22 protein-coding genes are annotated in these 20128 nt (G+C 69.9%); 14 read left to right on the top strand and 8 right to left on the bottom strand.

The features are described from left to right. Positions 1–3 precede the first annotated feature (3 nt). The 14 genes from ACTB72_RS01115 (at position 4) to ACTB72_RS01180 (ending at position 13261) form a co-directional block, all read left to right on the top strand. A complete protein-coding gene (locus tag ACTB72_RS01115; RefSeq protein ID WP_463035130.1) occupies positions 4–1176 on the top strand; it encodes a methyltransferase in 1173 nt (390 codons plus the stop codon). A 122-nt stretch (positions 1177–1298) separates the two neighbouring features. Beyond that, positions 1299–2240, top strand: coding sequence for a chlorophyll synthesis pathway protein BchC (gene bchC / locus ACTB72_RS01120; RefSeq protein WP_463035131.1), 942 nt, complete (start codon positions 1299–1301; stop codon positions 2238–2240). 14 nt (positions 2241–2254) lie between these two features. Further along, on the top strand, positions 2255–3265 hold the full coding sequence (locus tag ACTB72_RS01125) for a chlorophyllide a reductase iron protein subunit X (protein ID WP_463035164.1): 1011 nt from the start codon (positions 2255–2257) through the stop codon (positions 3263–3265). 168 nt (positions 3266–3433) lie between these two features. After that, entirely contained in the window at positions 3434–5029 is a 1596-nt protein-coding gene (gene bchY, locus ACTB72_RS01130) for a chlorophyllide a reductase subunit Y (protein ID WP_463035132.1), read from the top strand. Beyond that, a complete protein-coding gene (gene bchZ, locus ACTB72_RS01135; RefSeq protein ID WP_463035133.1) occupies positions 5029–6546 on the top strand; it encodes a chlorophyllide a reductase subunit Z in 1518 nt (505 codons plus the stop codon). Before bchY ends, bchZ begins: the two co-directional genes overlap by 1 nt. Continuing rightward, positions 6543–6761: a cytochrome PufQ gene (pufQ, locus tag ACTB72_RS01140; RefSeq protein ID WP_463035134.1), complete on the top strand. Its 219-nt coding sequence runs from the start codon at positions 6543–6545 to the stop codon at positions 6759–6761. The genes bchZ and pufQ overlap by 4 nt, the downstream gene beginning before the upstream one ends. A gap of 120 nt (positions 6762–6881) precedes the next feature. Further along, the gene (gene pufB / locus ACTB72_RS01145) at positions 6882–7031 is read left to right on the top strand and encodes a light-harvesting antenna LH1, beta subunit (RefSeq protein ID WP_463035135.1); all 150 of its coding nucleotides are present in this window, start codon (positions 6882–6884) and stop codon (positions 7029–7031) included. A 12-nt stretch (positions 7032–7043) separates the two neighbouring features. Beyond that, a complete protein-coding gene (pufA, locus tag ACTB72_RS01150) occupies positions 7044–7217 on the top strand; it encodes a light-harvesting antenna LH1, alpha subunit (RefSeq protein ID WP_463035136.1) in 174 nt (57 codons plus the stop codon). 124 nt (positions 7218–7341) lie between these two features. Beyond that, positions 7342–8181, top strand: coding sequence for a photosynthetic reaction center subunit L (pufL, locus tag ACTB72_RS01155; RefSeq protein WP_463035137.1), 840 nt, complete (start codon positions 7342–7344; stop codon positions 8179–8181). A gap of 4 nt (positions 8182–8185) precedes the next feature. Further along, positions 8186–9151 carry a photosynthetic reaction center subunit M gene (pufM, locus tag ACTB72_RS01160; protein WP_463035138.1) on the top strand — a complete coding sequence of 322 codons (966 nt, stop codon included), beginning with the start codon at positions 8186–8188 and terminating at the stop codon, positions 9149–9151. A gap of 5 nt (positions 9152–9156) precedes the next feature. Further along, positions 9157–10260: a photosynthetic reaction center cytochrome PufC gene (pufC, locus tag ACTB72_RS01165; protein ID WP_463035139.1), complete on the top strand. Its 1104-nt coding sequence runs from the start codon at positions 9157–9159 to the stop codon at positions 10258–10260. 85 nt (positions 10261–10345) lie between these two features. Further along, positions 10346–12295: a 1-deoxy-D-xylulose-5-phosphate synthase gene (gene dxs / locus ACTB72_RS01170; RefSeq protein ID WP_463035140.1), complete on the top strand. Its 1950-nt coding sequence runs from the start codon at positions 10346–10348 to the stop codon at positions 12293–12295. 149 nt (positions 12296–12444) lie between these two features. Next, entirely contained in the window at positions 12445–12822 is a 378-nt protein-coding gene (locus ACTB72_RS01175) for an ACT domain-containing protein (protein ID WP_463035141.1), read from the top strand. After that, positions 12803–13261, top strand: coding sequence for a GNAT family N-acetyltransferase (locus tag ACTB72_RS01180; RefSeq protein WP_463035142.1), 459 nt, complete (start codon positions 12803–12805; stop codon positions 13259–13261). Before ACTB72_RS01175 ends, ACTB72_RS01180 begins: the two co-directional genes overlap by 20 nt. A gap of 37 nt (positions 13262–13298) precedes the next feature. Here ACTB72_RS01180 and hemA read toward each other — a convergent pair whose 3' ends face one another. The 8 genes from hemA to ACTB72_RS01220 are packed head-to-tail and all read right to left on the bottom strand — an operon-like array spanning position 13299 to position 20105. Continuing rightward, entirely contained in the window at positions 13299–14525 is a 1227-nt protein-coding gene (hemA, locus tag ACTB72_RS01185; protein ID WP_463035143.1) for a 5-aminolevulinate synthase, read from the bottom strand. Between the two features lie 26 nt (positions 14526–14551). Beyond that, positions 14552–15346 carry a putative photosynthetic complex assembly protein PuhE gene (gene puhE / locus ACTB72_RS01190; protein ID WP_463035144.1) on the bottom strand — a complete coding sequence of 265 codons (795 nt, stop codon included), beginning with the start codon at positions 15344–15346 and terminating at the stop codon, positions 14552–14554. A gap of 37 nt (positions 15347–15383) precedes the next feature. Then, entirely contained in the window at positions 15384–16469 is a 1086-nt protein-coding gene (gene acsF / locus ACTB72_RS01195) for a magnesium-protoporphyrin IX monomethyl ester (oxidative) cyclase (protein WP_463035145.1), read from the bottom strand. Beyond that, positions 16466–16762, bottom strand: a complete 297-nt coding sequence (locus ACTB72_RS01200) for a hypothetical protein (protein WP_463035146.1) — start codon at positions 16760–16762, stop codon at positions 16466–16468. The genes acsF and ACTB72_RS01200 overlap by 4 nt, the downstream gene beginning before the upstream one ends. Next, positions 16759–17247 (bottom strand): photosynthetic complex assembly protein PuhC, encoded by a 489-nt coding sequence (gene puhC / locus ACTB72_RS01205; RefSeq protein ID WP_463035147.1) that lies wholly within the window; start codon positions 17245–17247, stop codon positions 16759–16761. Before puhC ends, ACTB72_RS01200 begins: the two co-directional genes overlap by 4 nt. Positions 17248–17259: 12 nt before the next feature. Beyond that, on the bottom strand, positions 17260–17895 hold the full coding sequence (puhB, locus tag ACTB72_RS01210) for a photosynthetic complex putative assembly protein PuhB (protein WP_463035148.1): 636 nt from the start codon (positions 17893–17895) through the stop codon (positions 17260–17262). Between the two features lie 13 nt (positions 17896–17908). Continuing rightward, positions 17909–18670 carry a photosynthetic reaction center subunit H gene (gene puhA, locus ACTB72_RS01215; RefSeq protein WP_463035149.1) on the bottom strand — a complete coding sequence of 254 codons (762 nt, stop codon included), beginning with the start codon at positions 18668–18670 and terminating at the stop codon, positions 17909–17911. A 55-nt stretch (positions 18671–18725) separates the two neighbouring features. Further along, on the bottom strand, positions 18726–20105 hold the full coding sequence (locus ACTB72_RS01220) for an MFS transporter (RefSeq protein WP_463035165.1): 1380 nt from the start codon (positions 20103–20105) through the stop codon (positions 18726–18728). Positions 20106–20128 lie beyond the last annotated feature (23 nt).

The raw sequence follows: 20128 nt of genomic DNA on the forward strand, positions 1-20128 counted from the left end.
CCGGTGGCGGTCCTGTCCGATCCCCTGACCGACGCGCGCCGCTCGCCCGCCTTCGGGGCGCGGGCGGCGGCGGCCTTGCGGCGCAGGCGTGACGCGCTGATCGCCTCCCCCGCCTTCCAGAGCTGGGCCGACCGATTCCCCCTCACCCGCCCCTTCGCGCGGCGCGAGGCGCGGGCGCTGTTCGATCTGGTGTCGGGCTTCGTTTATTCCCAGACGCTTGCGGCCTGCGTCGAGCTCGAGCTGTTCGAGCGGCTGCGCGACGGCCCCCGCTCCGCCGCCGCGCTCGCCGCCGAAACCGGGCTGCCGGCGGAGGGGATGGAGCGGCTGTGCCGCGCCGCCGCCTCGCTTCGGCTGCTGGCGGCGCAGGGCGAGGGTTGGGGTCTTGGCCCGCTCGGCGCGGCGACCCTCGGTGCGCCGGGGGTTCGCGAAATGGTGCGCCATCACCGTTTCTTCTACGCCGATCTCGCCGATCCCGCGGCCCTGCTGCGGGGCGAGACCGAGCCCTCGCTCGCTCGCTACTGGTCCTATGTGCGCCGGGGCGACCCGTCGGCGGAGGAGGCGGCGCGCTATTCCCGCCTGATGTCCGCCTCCCAGGCCATGGTCGCCGAGGAGGTTCTGCGCGCGGGCGTCTTGCCGCGCACGGGGCTGCATATGGATGTCGGCGGCGGCGACGGGTCGTTCCTGGAGATCGCGGCCCGCAGCCTGCCGGGGCTGCGCGGCCGGCTCGTCGACCTGCCGGCGGTGGCCGATCAGGCGCGGGTGCGGTTCGCACGCGCCGGGCTCTCGGACCGGCTGGAGGCGCGGGGCGCCGACATGATCGCGGCGCCGCTGCCCGAAGGCGCCGATTCGGCGAGCCTGGTGCGCGTGCTCTACGACCATGACGACGCGGACGCGCGGGCGATTCTGGGGCGCGTCTTCGCCGCCCTGCCACCGGGCGGGCGGATCGTGGTGGCCGAGCCGATGGGCGGCGGGCGCAGGCCCGACCGGGTCGGCGACGCCTATTTCGCCTTCTACACCTTGGCCATGACCTCCGGCGCCGCGCGCGCCCCCGAAGCCCATGTCCGTCTGCTGGCGGATGCGGGCTTCGAGGCGATCCGCGTGGCGCGCCGGACCCGGTCCTTCGCGGCGACCGTGGTCGCCGCGCGCAAGCCGCGCCAGTCTGTAAGAAAATTCTGACAACTTTCCACCCCTGCGACAATTAAGATTGACATAAAGACATGTCCACTTAGACTGACACATGCCACCTGACGCAGGGGCCTGAGCCCTCCGGCAGACGAGGGCGGAAAGGAAGTCGGACCATGGAGACCCGCGCCGCCGTCATGTCCCAACCCGGACGCATCGATCTGGAAACGGTCGCGCTGAACGCCCCGGGACCGGCCGACGCCGTCATCGCCATCCGCTGGTCGGGCATCTCCTCGGGCACCGAGAAACTGTTCTGGACGGGCGGCATGCCCCCGTTCCCCGGCATGGGCTACCCGCTGGTCCCCGGCTACGAGGCGGTGGGCGAAGTGGTCGAGGCCGGCCGCGACTCGGGCCGCCGCGTCGGCGAGGCGGTGTTCGTCCCCGGCGCCAGCTGCTTCGGCGAGCTGCGCGGTCTCTTCGGCGGCTCGGCCAGCACGCTGGTCACCGGCGGATCCCGCCTCGTCCCGCTCGACTTCGGGCCGCAGGCCGAGGGCGCGATCCTGGCGCTCGCTGCCACCGCCCGCCACGCCATCGCCGGGCTGCGCAACGCGCCCCCCGATCTGATCGTCGGTCACGGCGTCGTCGGCCGGCTGCTCGCCCGCCTCGCCGTCGCCGCCGGCGGCCCGCCCCCCACGGTGTGGGAGACCTCGCCCGCCCGCCGCTTCGGCGCCGAGGGCTACGAGGTCATCGACCCCGAGACCGACCCGCGCCGCGACTATCGCGCCGTCTATGACGCGAGCGGCGCGCCCGACCTGCTCGACAGCCTGGTGGGCCGGATGGCCAAGGGCGGCGAGATCGTGCTGGCCGGCTTCTACACCGGGCGCATGTCCTTCGCCTTCGTGCCGGCCTTCATGAAGGAGATCCGGATCCGCGTCGCCGCGGAATGGACCCCGGACGACATGCTCGCCACCCGGATGCTGGTGGAAAGCGGGCGCCTGTCGCTCGACGGCCTGATCTCTCACCGGCGCCCCGCGACCGAGGCGCCCGCGGCCTACGCCGAAGCCTTCGGCGACCCGGCCTGCCTGAAAATGATCCTCGATTGGGAGGGAACCGCATGACCGCCAACTTCGAAATGCCCGATCTGAAGCGTGGCTCCAAGGCCCTCGCCGATTTCGACAAGGCGCTGCGCGACGAGGCCAACCAGCCGCTCGACGCGATCCCGGTGGGCGAGGCGACCTCCAAGACCCAGATCATCGCCATCTACGGCAAGGGCGGCATCGGCAAGTCGTTCACGCTGGCCAATCTCAGCCACATGATGGCCGAGCAGGGCAAGCGGGTGCTGCTGATCGGCTGCGACCCGAAATCCGACACCACCAGCCTGCTCTTCGGCGGCAAGGCCTGCCCGACGATCATCGAGACCTCGACCCGCAAGCGCCTGGCGGGGGAGGAGATCACCGTCTCCGACGTCTGCTTCAAGCGCGGCGGTGTCTTCGCGATGGAGCTGGGCGGACCCGAGGTCGGCCGCGGCTGCGGCGGGCGCGGCATCATCCACGGCTTCGAGACGCTGGAGAAGCTGGGCTTCCACGACTGGGACTTCGACTACGTGCTGCTCGACTTCCTGGGCGACGTGGTCTGCGGCGGCTTCGGCCTGCCGATCGCCCGGGACATGTGCCAGAAGGTGATCGTGGTCGGGTCGAACGACCTGCAATCGCTCTATGTGGCCAACAACGTCTGCTCGGCGGTGGAATATTTCCGCAAGCTGGGCGGGAATGTCGGCGTCGCCGGCATGGTGGTCAACAAGGACGACGGGTCGGGCGAGGCCGCGGCCTTCGCGAAGGCGGTCGGCATCCCGGTGCTGGCCTCGATCCCCGCCGACGACGACCTGCGCAAGAAATCCGCCAATTACCAGATCGTCGGCACGGCGCAGAGCCAGTGGGGGTCGCTCTTCGGCGCGCTCGCCGACCAGGTGGGCCTCGCGCCCCCGCAGCAGCCGGCGCCGCTGACCCAGGACGGTCTGCTGGGCCTCTTCGACAGCAAGGACACCGGCGGCGATTTCGTCCTGGTCCCCGCCACCGCGGAGGACATGCGCGGCAAGCTGGGCGTGGTCCGCGAAAGCCTGGAAGTGGTGTACGACCATGCTTGATCTCGACGCTCTCGCCTTCGTGGAAAGCCGGCTCGGGTCGCTGATCGACAGCGCCCCGGCTGCGGCCCCCACGCCCCGCAAGCGGCCCGCCGTACGGACCGCGCAGGTTTCTGCCCTGCCGACGCCCAGCTCCGACATCTCCCGCTGCCCGTTCGCAGGAGCCCGCGCATGACCGCCCGGGGCCCGATCCGCTACGACGACAGCGAGCAGACTTTCGTCTTGCGCGCCGAGGCCGAAGGGCCGTCCGAAGAGGCGGTCGAGGCCCCCCTGTCCGCCCCGATCCAGGTCGGGACGGATGGCGTCTCCTGCTCGTCGACCGATCTGCGCGCCCAGGCCGCGGAAAACGGCGCCGGCGAGATCCTCGCCCGCTACGCCGAGGACTATCCGCAGGGCCCGCACGACAAGCCGCAGAGCATGTGCCCCGCCTTCGGGTCGCTGCGCGTCGGCCTTCGGATGCGCCGCACCGCGACGATCCTCTCGGGCTCGGCCTGCTGCGTCTACGGGCTGACCTTCGTGAGCCATTTCTACGGCGCCCGCCGCTCGGTCGGCTACGTGCCCTTCAATTCCGAGAGCCTGGTGACGGGCAAGCTCTTCGAGGACATCCGCGAGGCGGTCCATGAGCTGGCCGACCCCGCGCGCTACGACGCCATCGTGGTCACCAACCTCTGCGTGCCTTCCGCCTCCGGCGTGCCGCTGCGGCTCTTGCCCGACCAGATCGACGGGGTCCGCATCGTGGGGATCGACGTCCCGGGCTTCGGCGTGCCGACCCATGCCGAGGCGAAGGACATCCTCGCCGGCGCCATGCTGGCCTATGCGCGGCGCGAGGTTCAGGCGGGCCCGGTGCAGGCCCCCGCCGCGGGGCGCGGCGACCGCCCGACCGTGACCCTGCTGGGCGAGATGTTCCCGGCCGACCCGATGATGATCGGCGCGATGCTGGCCCCGATGGGCCTCGCCGCCGGGCCGACTGTGCCCTGCCGCGAATGGCGCGAGCTTTACGCCGCCCTCGACGGGGCCGCGGCCGCCGCGATCCATCCCTTCTACACCGCCTCGGTGCGCGAGCTGGAGGCCGCGGGCCGTCCGGTGATCGGCTCCGCGCCCGTGGGACGCGACGGCGCCGCCGCCTGGCTCGCCGCGGTCGGCGATGCGCTGAATATTCCGGCCGACAAGGTGGCCGAGGCGCAGAACCGGGTCGACGGCGCCATCGCCGGCGCGCTCGCCGCCAACCGGATCGACGGGACGGTGACGGTCTCGGGCTACGAGGGCTCGGAGCTGCTGGTCGCCCGCCTGCTGATCGAAAGCGGCGCGAACGTGCCTTACGTCGGCACCGCCTGCCCGAAAACCCGCTGGTCGGAGCCCGACCGGGCCTGGCTGGAAGCCAAGGGCGTCACGGTGAAATTCCGCGCCTCGCTGGAAGACGACTGCATGGCGATGGAGGCGATCCGCCCGGATCTCGCCATCGGCACCACCCCGGTGGTGCAGAAGGCCAAGCAGATGGGCATTCCCGCGCTCTACTTCACCAACCTGATCTCGGCGCGCCCGCTGATGGGGCCGGCCGGCGCGGGGTCGCTCGCCCAGGTGGTGATGGCCGCGATCGGGGGCCGCGAGCGGCTCAACGCCATGCGTGGCTTCTTCGAAGGGGTCGGAACCGGCGACACGGCCGGGATCTGGGAAGGCTCGCCCAACCTGCGCCCCGAATTCCGCGCGCGAAATCTCAAGAAGATGGAACGCAAGGCCAAGGCCGCGAAAGCGGCGGAGATGATCTGATGCTGATCCAGGATCATGATCGGGCAGGGGGCTACTGGGGCGCGGTCTACGCGTTCTGCGCCCTCAAGGGCCTGCAGGTGGTGATCGACGGCCCGGTAGGTTGCGAGAACCTCCCCGTCACTTCCGTCCTCCACTACACCGACGCCCTGCCGCCGCACGAGCTTCCCATCGTGGTCACCGGGCTGGGCGAGGAAGAGCTCGGCCGCGACGGCACCGAAGGCTCGATGAAACGGGCCTGGGCGACGCTCGACCCCGCGCTGCCCTCGGTGGTGGTCACCGGGTCCATCGCCGAGATGATCGGCGGCGGCGTGACGCCGATGGGCACGAATATCCAGCGCTTCCTGCCCCGGACCATCGACGAGGACCAGTGGCAGACCGCCGACCGCGCGATGACCTGGGCTTTCCAGGAATTCGGGATGACCAAGGGCCGGTCGCCCAAGTCGAAGCCGCGGGGGGAGAAGCCGCGGGTCAACATCCTCGGGCCGATGTACGGCGTGTGGAACATGGCCTCCGACCTCGCCGAGATCCGGCGGCTGGTCGAGGGGATCGGCGCCGAAGTCAACATGGTCTACCCGCTCGGCGCCCATGTCGCCCAGCTGCCGCATCTGGTCGACGCCGAAGTCAACGTCGTGATGTATCGCGAGTTCGGCCGCGGCCTCGCCGAGGTGCTGGACCGCCCCTACCTGCAAGCGCCCATCGGGCTGGAGAGCACCACGCTCTTCCTGCGCAAGCTGGGCGAACTGCTGGAGCTGGACCCCGAGCCCTTCATCGCGCGTGAGAAGCACTCGACCCTGAAGCCGGTCTGGGACCTGTGGCGATCCGTCACCCAGGATTTCTTCGCCACGGCCACTTTCGCGGTGGCGGCGAACGAGACCTACGCCCGCGGCATCCGCCGGTATCTGGAAACCGATCTGGGCATGCCCTGCGCCTTCGCGATCGAGCGGATCGCTGGCAAGAAGACCGACAGCGAGGCGATCCGCGGCATGATCCGCAACCAGCGCCCGCTGATCGTGTTCGGGTCGATCAACGAGAAGATGTATCTTGCCGAAACCAAGGGCGGCCATGGGCCCGCCCCGACCTTCATCGCCGCCAGCTTCCCCGGCGCCGCCATAAGGCGGGCCACGGGCACGCCCTACATGGGCTACGCCGGCGCGGTCTGGATCCTGCAGGAGACGTGCAACGCGCTGTTCGACGCGCTGTTCCACATCCTGCCGCTGGGCACGGACATGGACGCGGCCGAGGCGACGCCCTCCGCGCTGCGCCGGGATCTGCCCTGGGACGCGGAGGCGCAGGCGCTGCTCGACGAGATGGTCGCGGCGCATCCGATCCTCACCCGCATCTCCGCCGCGCGCATGCTGCGCGACGAGGCCGAGCGCAACGCGCTCGCCCGCGGCGAAGACAGCGTCGGCCGCGATGTGGTCGCGGCGCTGGCGCCCCGGACGGCCGCGGAAAGCGGCCGCCCATCCCCCGCCGGAGACCGGTCGGGAACACAACGCCAAGGGAGGGCGTCCGCATGACCGATTTCACCAGCGACGTGAGGGCTTCGCATGCCGGACAGTCGCGCTCCTTCGAATACGGCCTCTACTTCGTGCTGGTCTTCGCGCTGAGCCTGCCCGGCGCGCTGGTCCGCAGCCTGGTCGCCGCGGCCCATGGCGATTTCGCCGGCCCGGGTCTTCTGCGCCGCGCCCAGGCGCGGGCGCGGGAGATCACCCCGACCATCTTCGACGCCTGAGACGGCGTCGCCTCATTCCGACCCGAATACCCGGGCCGGTATCGTCGACGAGGGCGCACTTCGTTCGATGCTCGGCCGCGAGAGTGTCGCGGCGACAGTCGAAGCTTCCGGAGGAGCGAAATGACTGACGACAAAGATGTGTCGTTCACCGGCCTGACCGATGATCAGGCGCAAGAACTTCACTCAGTCTACATGAGCGGCTTCATGCTGTTCACGGCGGTCGCGGTGGTCGCGCATCTGCTGGTCCTCATCTGGCGTCCCTGGATCTAAGGGAGAAGATCAATGAGCAAATTTTACAAGATATGGCTGATCTTCGATCCGCGGCGCGTCTTCGTTGCGCAGGGAGTGTTTCTCTTCCTGCTCGCGGTGATGATCCATCTCGTGCTGCTTTCGACGGACCGGTACAACTGGTTCGAAGTCTCGGCCGAGAAGTACGGGGTCGCGGAGACCAAGTGACGAACTGTTCGGGACCGCTTCTTGCGGTCCCGAACCAGATCACGCAACGCGGGCGGGGTTCGCGCCCCGCCTGCATCACGAACCGCGTCGGCGCGGGCCGACGGCAAGACTCGAGGGACGCGACATGGCCTTGCTGAATTTCGAGAAGAAGTATCGGGTCAAGGGCGGCACGCTGATCGGCGGCGAGCTGTTCGATTTCTGGGTCGGTCCCTTCTACGTCGGCTTCTTCGGCGTCACGACGGCGTTTTTCGCGTCGCTGGGCACCATCCTGATCTTCTGGGGCGCCGCCCTGCAGGGGACCTTCAACCCCTGGACCATCTCCATCGCGCCGCCGGACCTGTCCTACGGGCTCGGCCTCGCGCCGCTCGCCGACGGCGGGCTCTGGCAGATCATCACCATCTGCGCCACCGCCTCCTTCATCAGCTGGGCGCTGCGCGAGGTCGAGATCTGCCGAAAGCTGGGCATCGGCTATCACGTGCCCGTCGCCTACAGCTTCGCGATCCTGGCCTACGTCACGCTGGTGATCTTCCGCCCGCTGCTGATGGGCGCCTGGGGGCACGGCTTCCCTTACGGGATCTTCAGTCACCTCGATTGGGTGTCCAACGTCGGCTACCAGTACCTGCATTTCCACTACAATCCGGCGCACATGCTGGGGGTGACCTTCTTCTTCACCACCACCTTCGCGCTGTCGCTGCACGGCTCGCTCATCCTCTCGGCGGTGAACCCGGCGAAGGGCGAAGAGGTCCGCTCGCCGGATCACGAGGACACCTACTTCCGCGACTTCATCGGCTACTCCGTCGGCACGCTCGGCATCCACCGGCTGGGCCTGCTGCTGGCGCTCAACGCCGGGTTCTGGAGCGCGGTCTGCATCATCATCTCCGGCCCGCTCTGGACCAAAGGTTGGCCCGAGTGGTGGAACTGGTGGCTCGAGCTGCCGATCTGGCCGGGCCAGGGAGGGTTCTAAGAAAATGGCCGAGTATCAGAACGTCTTCACCCAATTCCAGGTGCGAGGTCCCGCCGAGATGGGCCTCGCCGGGGGCGGCGCGGAAAACGAGCGCAGCCAGGACACCGGCTTCTCCAACCTGCTGGGCTGGATCGGCAACGCCCAGCTCGGGCCCATCCATCTGGGCTGGTTCGGGGTCATCTCCCTGGTCACCGGGACGCTGTGCCTGAACATCATCGGGTTCAACATGCTGGCTCAGGTCGGCTGGTCGATCCCCGAGTTCTTCCGCCAGGGCTTCTGGCTGGCGCTGGAGCCTCCGGGACCCGAGAACGGACTGCGCGTGCCGCCGCTGGACAATGGCGGGTGGTGGTTCATCTCCTCGTTCTTCTTCCTGGTCTCGGTCAGCTGCTGGTGGGTCCGCTCCTACCTCCGCGCCCAGGCGCTGGGCATGGGCACGCATGTCGCCTGGGCCTTCGCCGCGGCGCTCTGGCTGCCGCTGGTGCTCAACCTCTTCCGACCCATCCTGATGGGCGCCTGGTCGGAGGCGGTGCCCTACGGCATCTTCCCGCATCTCGACTGGACCACGGCCTTCTCGCTGCGCTACGGCAACCTCTACTACAACCCGTTCCACTGCCTCTCGATCGTCTTCCTGTACGGCTCGGTGCTGCTCTTCGCGATGCACGGCGCCACCATCCTCGCCGTCACCCGCCTCGGCGGCGACCGCGAGATCGAGCAGATCGTGGACCGCGGCACGGCGTCCGAGCGCGCCGCCCTCTTCTGGCGCTGGACCATGGGCTTCAACGCCACGATGGAGGGCATCCATCGCTGGGCCTGGTGGTTCGCGGTGCTGACGCCCATCACCGGCGGCATCGGCATCCTTCTGACCGGGACCGTCGTCGACAACTGGTATCTCTGGGCGGTGGAGCACCATTTCGCCCCGGCCTATGACGGCGCCTACGGCTACGAAGCCTACACGACCGGTGGGGAGTAATCGCGATGTTCGGACCCTCTGGAAAGTTCAAGTGGCTGTTCGAGTGGAGCACCAGGACCCGCTTCGACCTGAACGACGCCATCAAGTTCGCCCTTCCGATCTCGGTCCTGGGCGGCGGCGTGGTCGCCCTCACCCTGATCGTCATGCTGGGCAATCCGCTGGACAAGAACGCCCAGCAGACCGGGCCGCGCGGCACGGGCATGGTGAGGATCGACCCGGACTCGAAGCTCGAGACCCTGGCCGCGGTCAACGTCCTGCCCGCCTCCGAGGCCCCCTGGGTTCCCGAGGAGGGCGCCCTGCTCGCCAAGGACGCCTATGAGAACGTGCAGGTCCTCGGCGACCTGACGGTGGACAACTTCAACCGTCTGATGGCCGGGATCACCGAATGGGTGTCCCCGGAGCAGGGCTGCGCCTACTGCCATGTCGACGAAGGCTTCGCCTCCGACGACGTCTACACCAAGAACGTCGCCCGCAAGATGATCCAGATGACCCGGTCGCTGAACGCCGACTGGGACGTGCACACCGCGCCCACCGGCGTCACCTGCTACACCTGTCACCGGGGCCAGAACGTGCCGGAGAACGTCTGGAGCAAGCTGCCGCCGATCAACGAGGCGTCTGGGTCGCAGGCGGCCTACCAGAACCGGGCGATGCCGCTGACCAACTACACCTCGCTGCCGGCGAACGCGATCGAGGCCTATCTGCTCGACGGCGAGCTGGTCGCGGTCAACGACCTGGCGCCGCGGGCGTCCAATGTCGGCACGCCCGGCATCAAGGAGACCGAGCGTACCTACGCCCTGATGATGCATTTCACCCAGAGCCTCGGCGTGAACTGCACCTACTGCCACAACACCAGGGCGATCAACGAGCCGGCCCAGATGACCCCGCAATGGACGCTGGCGACGCTGGGCATCTCGATGGTGCAGGACATCAACCAGACCTGGGTGGCGCCGCTGGCCGAGATCCTGCCGCCGCACCGGCTCGGGCCGATGGGCGACGCGCCCAAGGTCTACTGCCTGACCTGCCACCAGGGGGCGGCGAAGCCCCTGCTGGGGCAGAGCATGCTCGGCGACTGGCCGGAGCTCGTCTCCGCGACGCCGACCTACGACTGAGGCGGGGGGCGGCCCGGCGCCGCCTCCCCCCCTCCCGCCCTGGCCGGACGTCCGGTCCCGGCGGCCCCATTGAAGGGAGCGCGCCATGACCGCCGCCACCGCCATTCCCGACCCCTCCCGCCGCCCCGACACCCCGACGCTCGATCGGGTGAAGCGCCCCGCGGACCTGGAGGCGCTGACCGACGCGGAGCTGGCGCGGCTGGCGGGCGAGCTCAGGACCGAGGTGATCTCCGCCGTCTCCGTCACCGGCGGGCATCTGGGATCGGGCCTCGGCGTGGTCGAGCTCTCGGTGGCCCTGCACGCGGTCTTCGACGCGCCCCGCGACAAGATCATCTGGGACGTCGGGCACCAGTGCTACCCCCACAAGATCCTCACCGGCCGGCGCGACCGCATCCGCACGCTGCGCCAGGGCGGGGGGCTCTCGGGCTTCACCAAACGCTCCGAAAGCCCCTACGACCCGTTCGGCGCGGCGCATTCGTCGACCTCGATCTCGGCCGGGCTGGGATTCGCGGCGGCGCGCGCCCATGGCGCGGAGAATGTGGGCGACGTGGTCGCGGTGATCGGCGACGGCGCGATGTCGGCCGGCATGGCGTGGGAGGCGATGAACAACGCCGGCGCGATGGGCGCGCGGATGTTCGTGATCCTCAACGACAACGAGATGTCGATCTCGCCCCCCGTGGGTGCGCTCTCCGACTATTTTTCCAGGATCAACGCCGGCGGCCCGCTGCCCGACCTGAAGGCCATCGCCGAGGGCGTGACCGCGCTGCTGCCGGGGGTGGCGCAGGAAGGCGCGCGCCGCGCCCGCGATCTGGTGCGCGGCGTGGCGCTGGGCGGGACCTTGTTCGAGGAGCTCGGCTTCACCTATGTCGGGCCCATCGACGGGCATGACATGACCCAGCTGCTGGGGGTGCTGCGCGCGGCCCATGCCCGCGCCGACGGCCCGGTGCTGATCCATTGCCTGACCCGCAAGGGCGCCGGCTACGCCCCGGCCGAGATCAGCGCCGACAAGTATCACGGCGTGGCGAAATTCGACGTGGTCAGCGGCGAGCAGGCCAAGGGCAAACCCTCCGCGCCCAGCTACACCTCGGTCTTCGGGGATGCGCTGGTGCGGGCCGCGGCGCAGGACCTGAAAGTCATCGGCATCACCGCGGCGATGGCGGAGGGGTGCGGGGTCTCGAAACTCGCCGCCCGCTTCCCCGAGCGCGCCTATGACGTGGGCATCGCCGAGCAGCACGCGGTGACCTTCGCCGCCGGCCTCGCCGCCGCCGGGATGAAGCCGTTCTGCGCGATCTATTCCACCTTCCTGCAGCGCGCCTATGACCAGGTGGTGCATGACGTCGCCCTGCAGAACCTCCCCGTGCGCTTCGCGATCGACCGGGCGGGGCTGGTGGGGGCGGACGGGGCGACCCATGCCGGGGCCTTCGACCTCGCCTATCTGTGCACGCTGCCCAATTTCACGGTGATGGCGGCGTCGGACGAGGCGGAGCTCGCGCGCATGGTCGCCACCGCTGCGGCGCATGACGCGGGCCCGATCGCGGTGCGCTTCCCGCGCGGGTCGGGAACCGGCGTCGCCATCCCCGAGGAGCCCGAGGTGCTGGAGATCGGCCGCGGCCGCGTGCTGCGCGAGGGGTCTTCGGTGGCGCTCTTGTCGCTGGGCGGACGTCTGACGGAATGCTTCGCGGCGGCGGAGGCGCTGGAGGCGCGCGGCCTCGGCTGCACCGTCGCCGACGCGCGCTTCGCGAAACCGCTGGACCGCGAGCTGATCCTGCGCCTCGCCCGCGACCACGCCGCGCTGATCACCATCGAGGAAGGCGCCGCCGGCGGGTTCGGCGGGCATGTGCTGCACCTGCTGGCGGCCGAAGGCGCGCTCGACCACGGCCTGCGCATCCGCACCCTGACGCTGCCCGACCGCTTCATCGACCAGGACACGCCGGAGCGGATGTATGCCGAAGCCGGCCTGACCGCGCCTGACATCGTCGCCTGCGCGCTGGCAGCCCTGGGCGAAGCCTCGTCCCCGAGGGCGGTGGGCGCCTGAGCCGCCGCCGCCAACCCCGGAGACGCGCGCCGCGCCCGGACTAGGGACCCGGGCGCGGCGCGATCTTTTCGCGCGCTCGAAATCGCTCCATGATGACGCCCGGCCCGTCCCGCCCGAACGCGCGGCGGTTTTTCGACGGGGGGGGAGCCATGAGACTGCGCGAGATTGTGGGGCGCTACGGCGTCGCCCGGCTGGCGGCGGAGGCGCGGATCCCCGATTGGGCGAACGGCCCCGGCTTCTGCGCCATCGTCCGCGCCGACGACGAGCTGACGGTGGTCTGCCGCGAAGACCGGATCCCCGCCGATCAGATCGCGCAGCGCGGCTGGGCCTGTTTTCGCAGCCTCGGCCCGGTTCCGTTCGATGCGGCCGGGGTGCTGGCCGGGCTGATCTCACCGATCTCGGGCGCGGGCATCGGGGTCTTCGTGATCTGCACCTTCGACGGCGAGCATATCCTGTGCCCGGAGGCGGAGTTCGCCCGGGTCGAAAGCATCCTCAACCGCGAAGGGCATGAATTTGAACCGGGATGATCCTCTGGACCACATCTCGATCGAGCTGGTCGCGCCCGAGCCGGACGCGTTCATCCGGCTCCGCGCCGATTGCGGCTGGGGAACCATCGATGCGCAGACCGCGCGCGAGGCGCTCTCCCGCGGCCTGATCAGCGTCACCTGCCGGGCGGGCCCGGAGCTCGCCGGATTCGGGCGGGTGGTCGGCGACGGCGTTCTGTATTTCTATCTGCAGGACATCATCGTCGCGCCGAAGTTCCGCGGCCGCGCCCTCGGCAAGCGCATCGTGGGCGCGCTCATGGACGAGATCTCGCGCCGCGCCCATGACGGGGCCACGGTCGGCCTGATGTCCGCGCAGGGCAAGGAGGGGTTTTACGGGGCCTTCGGCTTCGCGCTTCGCCCAAATGCGGCGGTCGGCGCGGGCATGACCATGGTCGTGCGGAAACCGCGCGGCGGCGCCTGACCGGCGGGGCGCAAGGCCCCGCCGGCGCCGCGAAAGGTCAGGCCGCGGCGCGGGCGAGCGCGCACTGGCTCCACAGGCTGTGCAGCGCGGTGGCGAGGCGGTCGATATCGGCCTCGCTGTGCAGCGGCGAAGGGGTGAAGCGCAGGCGCTCGGTCCCCTTGGGCACGGTCGGGTAATTGATCGGCTGCACGTAGATCCCGTGCTCGTCCAGCAGGATGTCCGACAGCATCTTGCACTTCACCGGGTCGCAGACCATCACCGGCACGATATGCGACGGGTTGGGCAGGTGCGGAATGCCCAATCGGTCCAGCCGCGCCCGCAGCATCGCCACCGCGCGGCGCTGGGCCTGACGCTCCACGTCGCTTTCCTTCAGGTGCCGGATCGACACGCAGGCCGCCGCCGCCACGGCGGGGGGGAGCGAGGTGGTGAAGATGAAGCCCGAGGAGAAGCTGCGCACGAAATCGCACAGCGCCTCGGAGGCCGCGATATAGCCGCCGACCACGCCGAAGGCCTTGGCGAGCGTGCCCTCGATCACCGTGATCCGGTCCATCAGGCCTTCGCGTTCCGCCACGCCGCCGCCACGGGGGCCGTAGAGGCCGACCGCGTGGACCTCGTCGAGATAGGTCATCGCGCCGTAGCGGTCGGCGAGGTCGCAGATCTCCTTGATCGGGGCGATGTCGCCGTCCATCGAATAGACGCTCTCGAAGGCGATCAGCTTGGTGCGGCCGGGCGCGATGGCGGCGAGCTTGGCCTCCAGGTCGGCGAGATCGTTATGCTTCCAGATCTTCACTTCGGCGCGCGAATGGCGCACCCCCTCGATCATCGAGGCGTGGTTGAGCGCGTCGGACAGGATCACGCAATTGGGCAGACGGGCGCCGAGCGTCGAGAGCGTCGCCCAGTTCGACACGTAGCCCGAGGTGAACAGCAGCGCCGCCTCCTTGCCGTGCAGATCGGCGAGCTCCGCTTCCAGCGCCACATGATGCACGTTGGTGCCGGAGATGTTGCGGGTGCCGCCGGCGCCCGCGCCGCACTGGTCGATGGCGGCCTTCATCGCCTCGCGCACGCCCTCATGCTGGCCCATGCCCAGATAGTCGTTCGAGCACCAGACCGTGACCGGCCCCTCGCCGCCGTCATGCCGGCGCGTGGCGCGGGGGAAGTCGCCGGCGTGACGCTCCAGATTGGCGAACCAGCGGTAGTTGCCTTCGGCGCGCAACGCGTCGAGCTGTGTCTGGAAGGCGGCGTCGAAACGGGTCTTCTGGTCCATGGCGTGTCCTCTCTCGCGTTCTCTGGTCAGGTGCTCTTGGGCGCGGTCTTCCGAGCGCCACGGGATTCGAACCAGCGCCACAGGACGCTGTCGGGAATGGGAACGACCATCAGCCAGTGCTCGACGAGCGCGAGCGTGGTGAGGGACGCGACGAGCGATGCGCCGATCATCTCGGCCGGGGTGGCGGCGACGATCGCCATCCAGATCCAGCCGCCGGCGGCCAGCGTCAGCAGGGTCACCGAAAAGGCGAAGAACAGGGTCGGGCGGGCGGTGCGGAAATGGCTCGCCACATGCGCCAGGCGCTGGGGCAGCATTTCGGCATGGACCCGCGGCACGCCGAGCCAGAGGTTCAGCTTGGCGGTCAGCCGGGCGCAGAACAGGGTGGCGAAGGTCCAGAAGGCCACCGGGTTGGCGGCGCCCTCCAGATGCAGCCACAGCGCGGCCAGCGCGGCGATCAGGCTCATTTCGGAATAGGCGATGACGCCCCAGGCGCGGATGAACCGCTCCCATTCCGGCACGCCCGGAGGGCAGGCGCGGAAGGCCGGGCCGGTGATCACGCCGGTCAGGAAAGCGAGCTCGATCCAGCCCCAGATGACGATGGCCGACAGGAACGCGACATAGGCCCCGAGCGCCGAGGCGTCGCCGCCGCTCCAGATCACCCCGGCCGCGCCGAGCCCCAGCGCGGGCAGGGCGAAAAGCGTGGCGCGGCCGGGGGCGGCGCCGCCCGCCCGCTCCGTGCGGTTGACCACCAGCAGGATGATGCCGGTGGAGAACCACCACACGAACAGCGCGATCAGCGCCGCCGCCCAGCCGCTGGTCATGGCGCGGTCCCTCCGCGCCGGGATGCGGTCGGGGCCATCACCAGACCGGCTCGAGGCGGCTGGAAACCGGCGGCGCGGTGCGCTTGACCGGGATGGCGTAGAGCCCGACGAAGCCGGCCGCGATCCGCGCCGAATGCCAGCCCGCCGCGACCCGGCCGCCGATCCCGCCCCGCTTGCGCGCCGCGTCGAGGTCGGCGAACCTGCCGCGCATCGCGGTCAGACCCTTCTGCCAGCGCGGATTGTCGAGGTCGATCTCCACCGGGAACACCTGGCGCGAGATCTCGGAGGTGATGCGGAACACCTGATCGTCATACCAGTCGATGTCGACGCCGAGCGCCTTGTGGAAGGCGGGACGGGCGTGGTCGCGCACATGCATGGTGGCGAAGACCGCGACCAGGAAGAAGCGGATCCACAGCTTGTTCAGCCCCTGGGTCAGCTTGGGGTCGGTGCGCATCAGCAGGGCGAAGGCCTCGCCGTGGCGGAACTCGTCGTTGCACCACTGCTCGAACCACTTGAAGATCGGGTGGAAGCGGTTCTCGGGGTGACGCTCCAGGTGCCGGAAGATGGTGATGTAGCGGGCGTAGCCGATCTTCTCGGACAGATAGGTGGCGTAATAGATGAACTTGGGCCGGAAGTAGGTGTATTTCTTCGCCCGGGTCAGGAACCCGAGATTGACCGCGATATTGGCCTCGCGCAGCGCATCGTTGATGAAGCCGGCATGGCGGGCCTCGTCGCGCGACATCAGGGCGAAAAGCTCGCAGATGTCGGGGTTCGACCCGCGGCGCTTCATTTCCTTGTAGAGCACGCAGCCCGAGAATTCGGCGGTCAGCGAGGATACCAGGAAGTCGGTCAGCTCCTTGCGCAGCTCCGGCTCCATGCCCTCGAAGTCGACCACGTCCCAGTCGGCGGTCTTCTTGAAATGGGTCTTGTTGGGATCGGCCTTCATCTCGGCGATCAGCACGTCCCACTCGGCGCGGACCGGGGTCACGTCGATGCGGTCCATCTCCTCGAAATCCGTGGTGTAGAACCGGGGCGCGAGCAGCGTCGTCTCCGTCGCCATCTCGGTGGTTTCGTTGGGAGGGGCGTCGCGCTTGGCGTTGGGGAAGCCTGACCTTGCGTTCACAGCCGGATCTCCTCGGAAAAGCTGAACTCACAGAGCTCCATGAACTCGAAATCGCCGGTGGCGCGGGTCCAGAGCCGTTCGGCGAGGGTGGCGCGGGTGATGGTGGCGCTGCGATCGACGCTGATCACTTCGCCATAGGCGGCCATGACCGGCGCGCCATGAACCACGACCTCGTCGCCCGGATGCACCACCGATCCGTCGTTGAAGCGGACATGGGCGTGCAGGCTCTCGAAGCGGTGGGATACTTCCACGGTGCAAGGCACCGTTTCACGCTTTCTCGTCAGAAGGCTCATTTCGCAACTCCCCTTGCGTCATGGGCTGGGGGCGGCAGAAGTTCGGCGAACACCGCTTCATTGTCTTTTCCGAAGGCCTTGAGTTCGACCCGCCAGCCCGTCTGGGGATCATAGAGCCTCAGGCTGCCATCCTGATGCAAGGTCAGATGCGCGGGCGCGAGCATGTCGGCGTCGGCGACCACGCGCACCCGGTTCATGGCGCGGCCCACGCCGGCGATGAAACCGGCTTTTCCGGGCCCGCGCTCCAGCACCAGGGCCCCTTCGCCGTCCAGGACCCGGGCCGCGCCGTCGGGCTGGGAGACGATCACGATGTCGCGCGCCGCCACCACGGGCGAGTCGGAGGGCTGGGCCGCCGGCGGCGCGCCGGTGAGCCGGGCGTAGGCGACGATGGTCAGGCTGGTCAGGATCAGCAGGGCGATGGCGCGCAGCAGGCCGCGGGGGATGCGGTCGCGCTCGGGACCTCTGAAAGCGGGGGCGGCGTGCATGGCGGGTTCCCTTTACTCGGCGGCGACGGCTGCGGGGGCGCGGACCCCGGCGGCGTCGAAGACCTGCTCCTCCAGGCGCGTTTCGGCGGCCCCGGCGATCAGGCGGGCGATGGTCTCGGGGTCGGGGATGCAGCGCAGCGCGGGCTGCGTGCGGCGCATATGCCAGGGCCGCACATGCGGCCAGCACACGAAGTAGGAGATCCGGTCGTCGCCGATCAGCGACAGGGCGAGCGTGCCAGACCCGAACGGCCCGCGCTTCAGGTCCACCGCGCCGATCCAGCGATAGGGCAGGTTCAGCGTGACGGTCAGGGCGGCGCCGATGCGCATGGCGACCCGGCGGTTGGTGACGGTGTAGACGGTGGCGCGGGCCAGCACCCAGGCGATGGCGGTCAGGATCGCGCAGGCCCCGACCCCCATCACCAGGAAGAGGGCGGCGCCCTGCATCCCGGCGACCGGGTCGCGGTCGAAGTCGACCCCCAGCCGCCACACGGCCAGCGCCGCGAAGTAGAGCATCACCCAGCGCAGACCCATCGAGTCGAGCGCCAGCGCCCGCCAGTCCGGGGCGCCCTGCCACAGGATCGCCTCGCCCTCGGGGGGGATGCCGGGCAGGCCGCGGATCGGCTCGATGCGATAGTCGTCATGCGTCATGTCAGGTCCCCCCTCAGATCTGCGGCTCGAGGCGCGCGGGATCGGCATAGAGCTTGCCGCCGCACCAGTAGGCGGAGATCATGTCCTCCTCGAGCAGGGTGACCTCGCCCTCGGCCTTGATCTGCGGCACGCCCGGGATCTGCGAGGCGTAAAGCGCGTGCACCTTCACCCCGGATTTCCGGACGCGGGCCAGCGGCATCGGCAGCAGGCGCCGGCCGCCGCCGCCGGAGAGTTCGAGCTCCAGGTAGCGGGCCATATGCTCGGGCCGGTCGACCCAGATGTCGGTGATGTGGCCGACCTCGACGCCGTCGCCCGAGATCACCGGCAGGCCGCGCGGGTCGCGCCCGGCGGCGACGGAATAGCCCTCGGCCATCCGCATCGGGGCGAGCTTGGGCAGGCCGTGGCCGTCGAGCTCGGGCACGTCGCGGCGCTGGGCGAAGGCGGCGGGGCCGACGCCGTCGGCGAGCGGGTCGCCGCTCGGCTCGTAGGGATAGCCGGAGAACTCGAACTCGCGGGCCATCGCGGGAACCCGCTTGTCGCCGTTGTCGGAGGGCACGGTGACCGAGCCGCGGCCGAAGGGCAGCCGGAAGGTCTTGGCGGAGGGCAGGGTGAACAGGCCCTGGTTGGCGGCGATGGCGCCGCTTTCGTCGACCAGCGGGTAGCCCTCGCGCATGTTCTCGCGCTGCAGGTACCAGATCAGGGCGGCGAAGAAGATCCAGAAGGCGTAGAGCGCCACGAGGGCGAAATCCACGGTTCCGACGATGGTCTCGGTCATGTCGATGTCTCCTTGAGGCGCGGGTTTCCGAGGGAAAGGGACGGGCGGCGGAGGGTCATGTCGGGAACTCCGCAAGCCCGATGCGGGCGTCCTGCCGGGCGCCGCGGCGCCGTCCGGCCAGGGGCCCCAGAACGATGAGAGTGACGAAGAGAAGCGCGATCTCGAGATGGTAGACCGCGGCGTAGCCGGTGGCGGGGGAGGCCAGCGCCTCGCCCAGCGCGCCGGACATGGCGACCTCGCCCATCACGTCGCGTAGGATCCCGCCGAACGCGATGCCGAGCGCCGCGGCGGTGGCCTGCGCCGCCCCCCAGGCGCCGAGCGCGAGGCCCGCGCCGCCCTCCGCCGCCAGGCCCATCGCCTCCGTCAGCGTGGCGACGGAGAAGAGGCCGACCCCCAGCCCGATCAGGGCCGCGCCCGCAAAGAACAGCGCGTCGAGCCCGGCGGGGTTGGCGAAAATGACCATGGAGAAGGCGACGATCCCGACCGCGAGGCCGCGCGCCGCGACCCCGCAGGCCCCGAGCCGCCCCTGCATCCAGCGCGAGGCGAGGCCGAAGCCCGCGAGCGCGCCGAGCGCCCAGAGCGCGGTGAGCGAGGTGGTGGCCGAAACGCTCAGCCCCAGCACCTGCCCGCCATAGGGCTCGAGCAGAATGTCCTGCATGGAGAAGGCGCAGGCGCCGAGCGCGGTGACCGCCAGCAGCCGTCCCGCCCGGCCGCCGGCGGCGTAGTCGCGCCAGGCGTCGGAGAATTTCGGGCGCGGCGCCTCGCGGGCCGCGCGGTCCATGGGGACCAGTTTTTCCTGTTTCCACAAGGCGATGACGTTCAGGAGCAGGGTGGCGACCGCGGCGCCCTGCACCACCTGGATCAGCCGAAGGGAGGAGAAGTCCCGCAGCAGCCACCCCAGCACCAGCGCGCTGACCGCCATGCCGGCGAGCAGCATCACGTAAAGCAGCGCCACGACCCGGGGCCGGTGCTCCTCATCCGCCTGGTCGGCGGCGAGGGCGAGGCCCGCGGTCTGGGTCATGTGCAGGCCGACGCCGGTCATGGCGAAGGCCGCGGCGGCGCCGACATGGCCCGCCCAGGCCGGTCCCCAGACCTGATCGCCCGACAGGATCAGCAGCGCGAAGGGCATGATCGAAAGGCCCCCGAACTGCCAGAGCGAGCCGAACCACAAATAGGGAATCCGCTTCCACCCGAGCGCGGAGCGGAAGGTGTCCGACCGGAACCCCACCAGCGCGCGGAACGGCGCGATCAGCACCGGCAGCGCGGCCATGGCGGCGACCAGCGAGGCGGCCACCCCAAGCTCGACGATCATCACCCGGTTGAGCGCGCCCAGCAGGATGACGGTCGCCATGCCGACGGAGACCTGGAACAGCGACAGCCGCAGCAGCCGCTTGAGCGGCAGGCCGGGCGAGGCCGCGTCGGCGAAAGGCAGCATCGAAAGCCCGAATTTCGTAAGCG

The sequence above is a fragment of the Albimonas sp. genome, assembly GCF_055129145.1.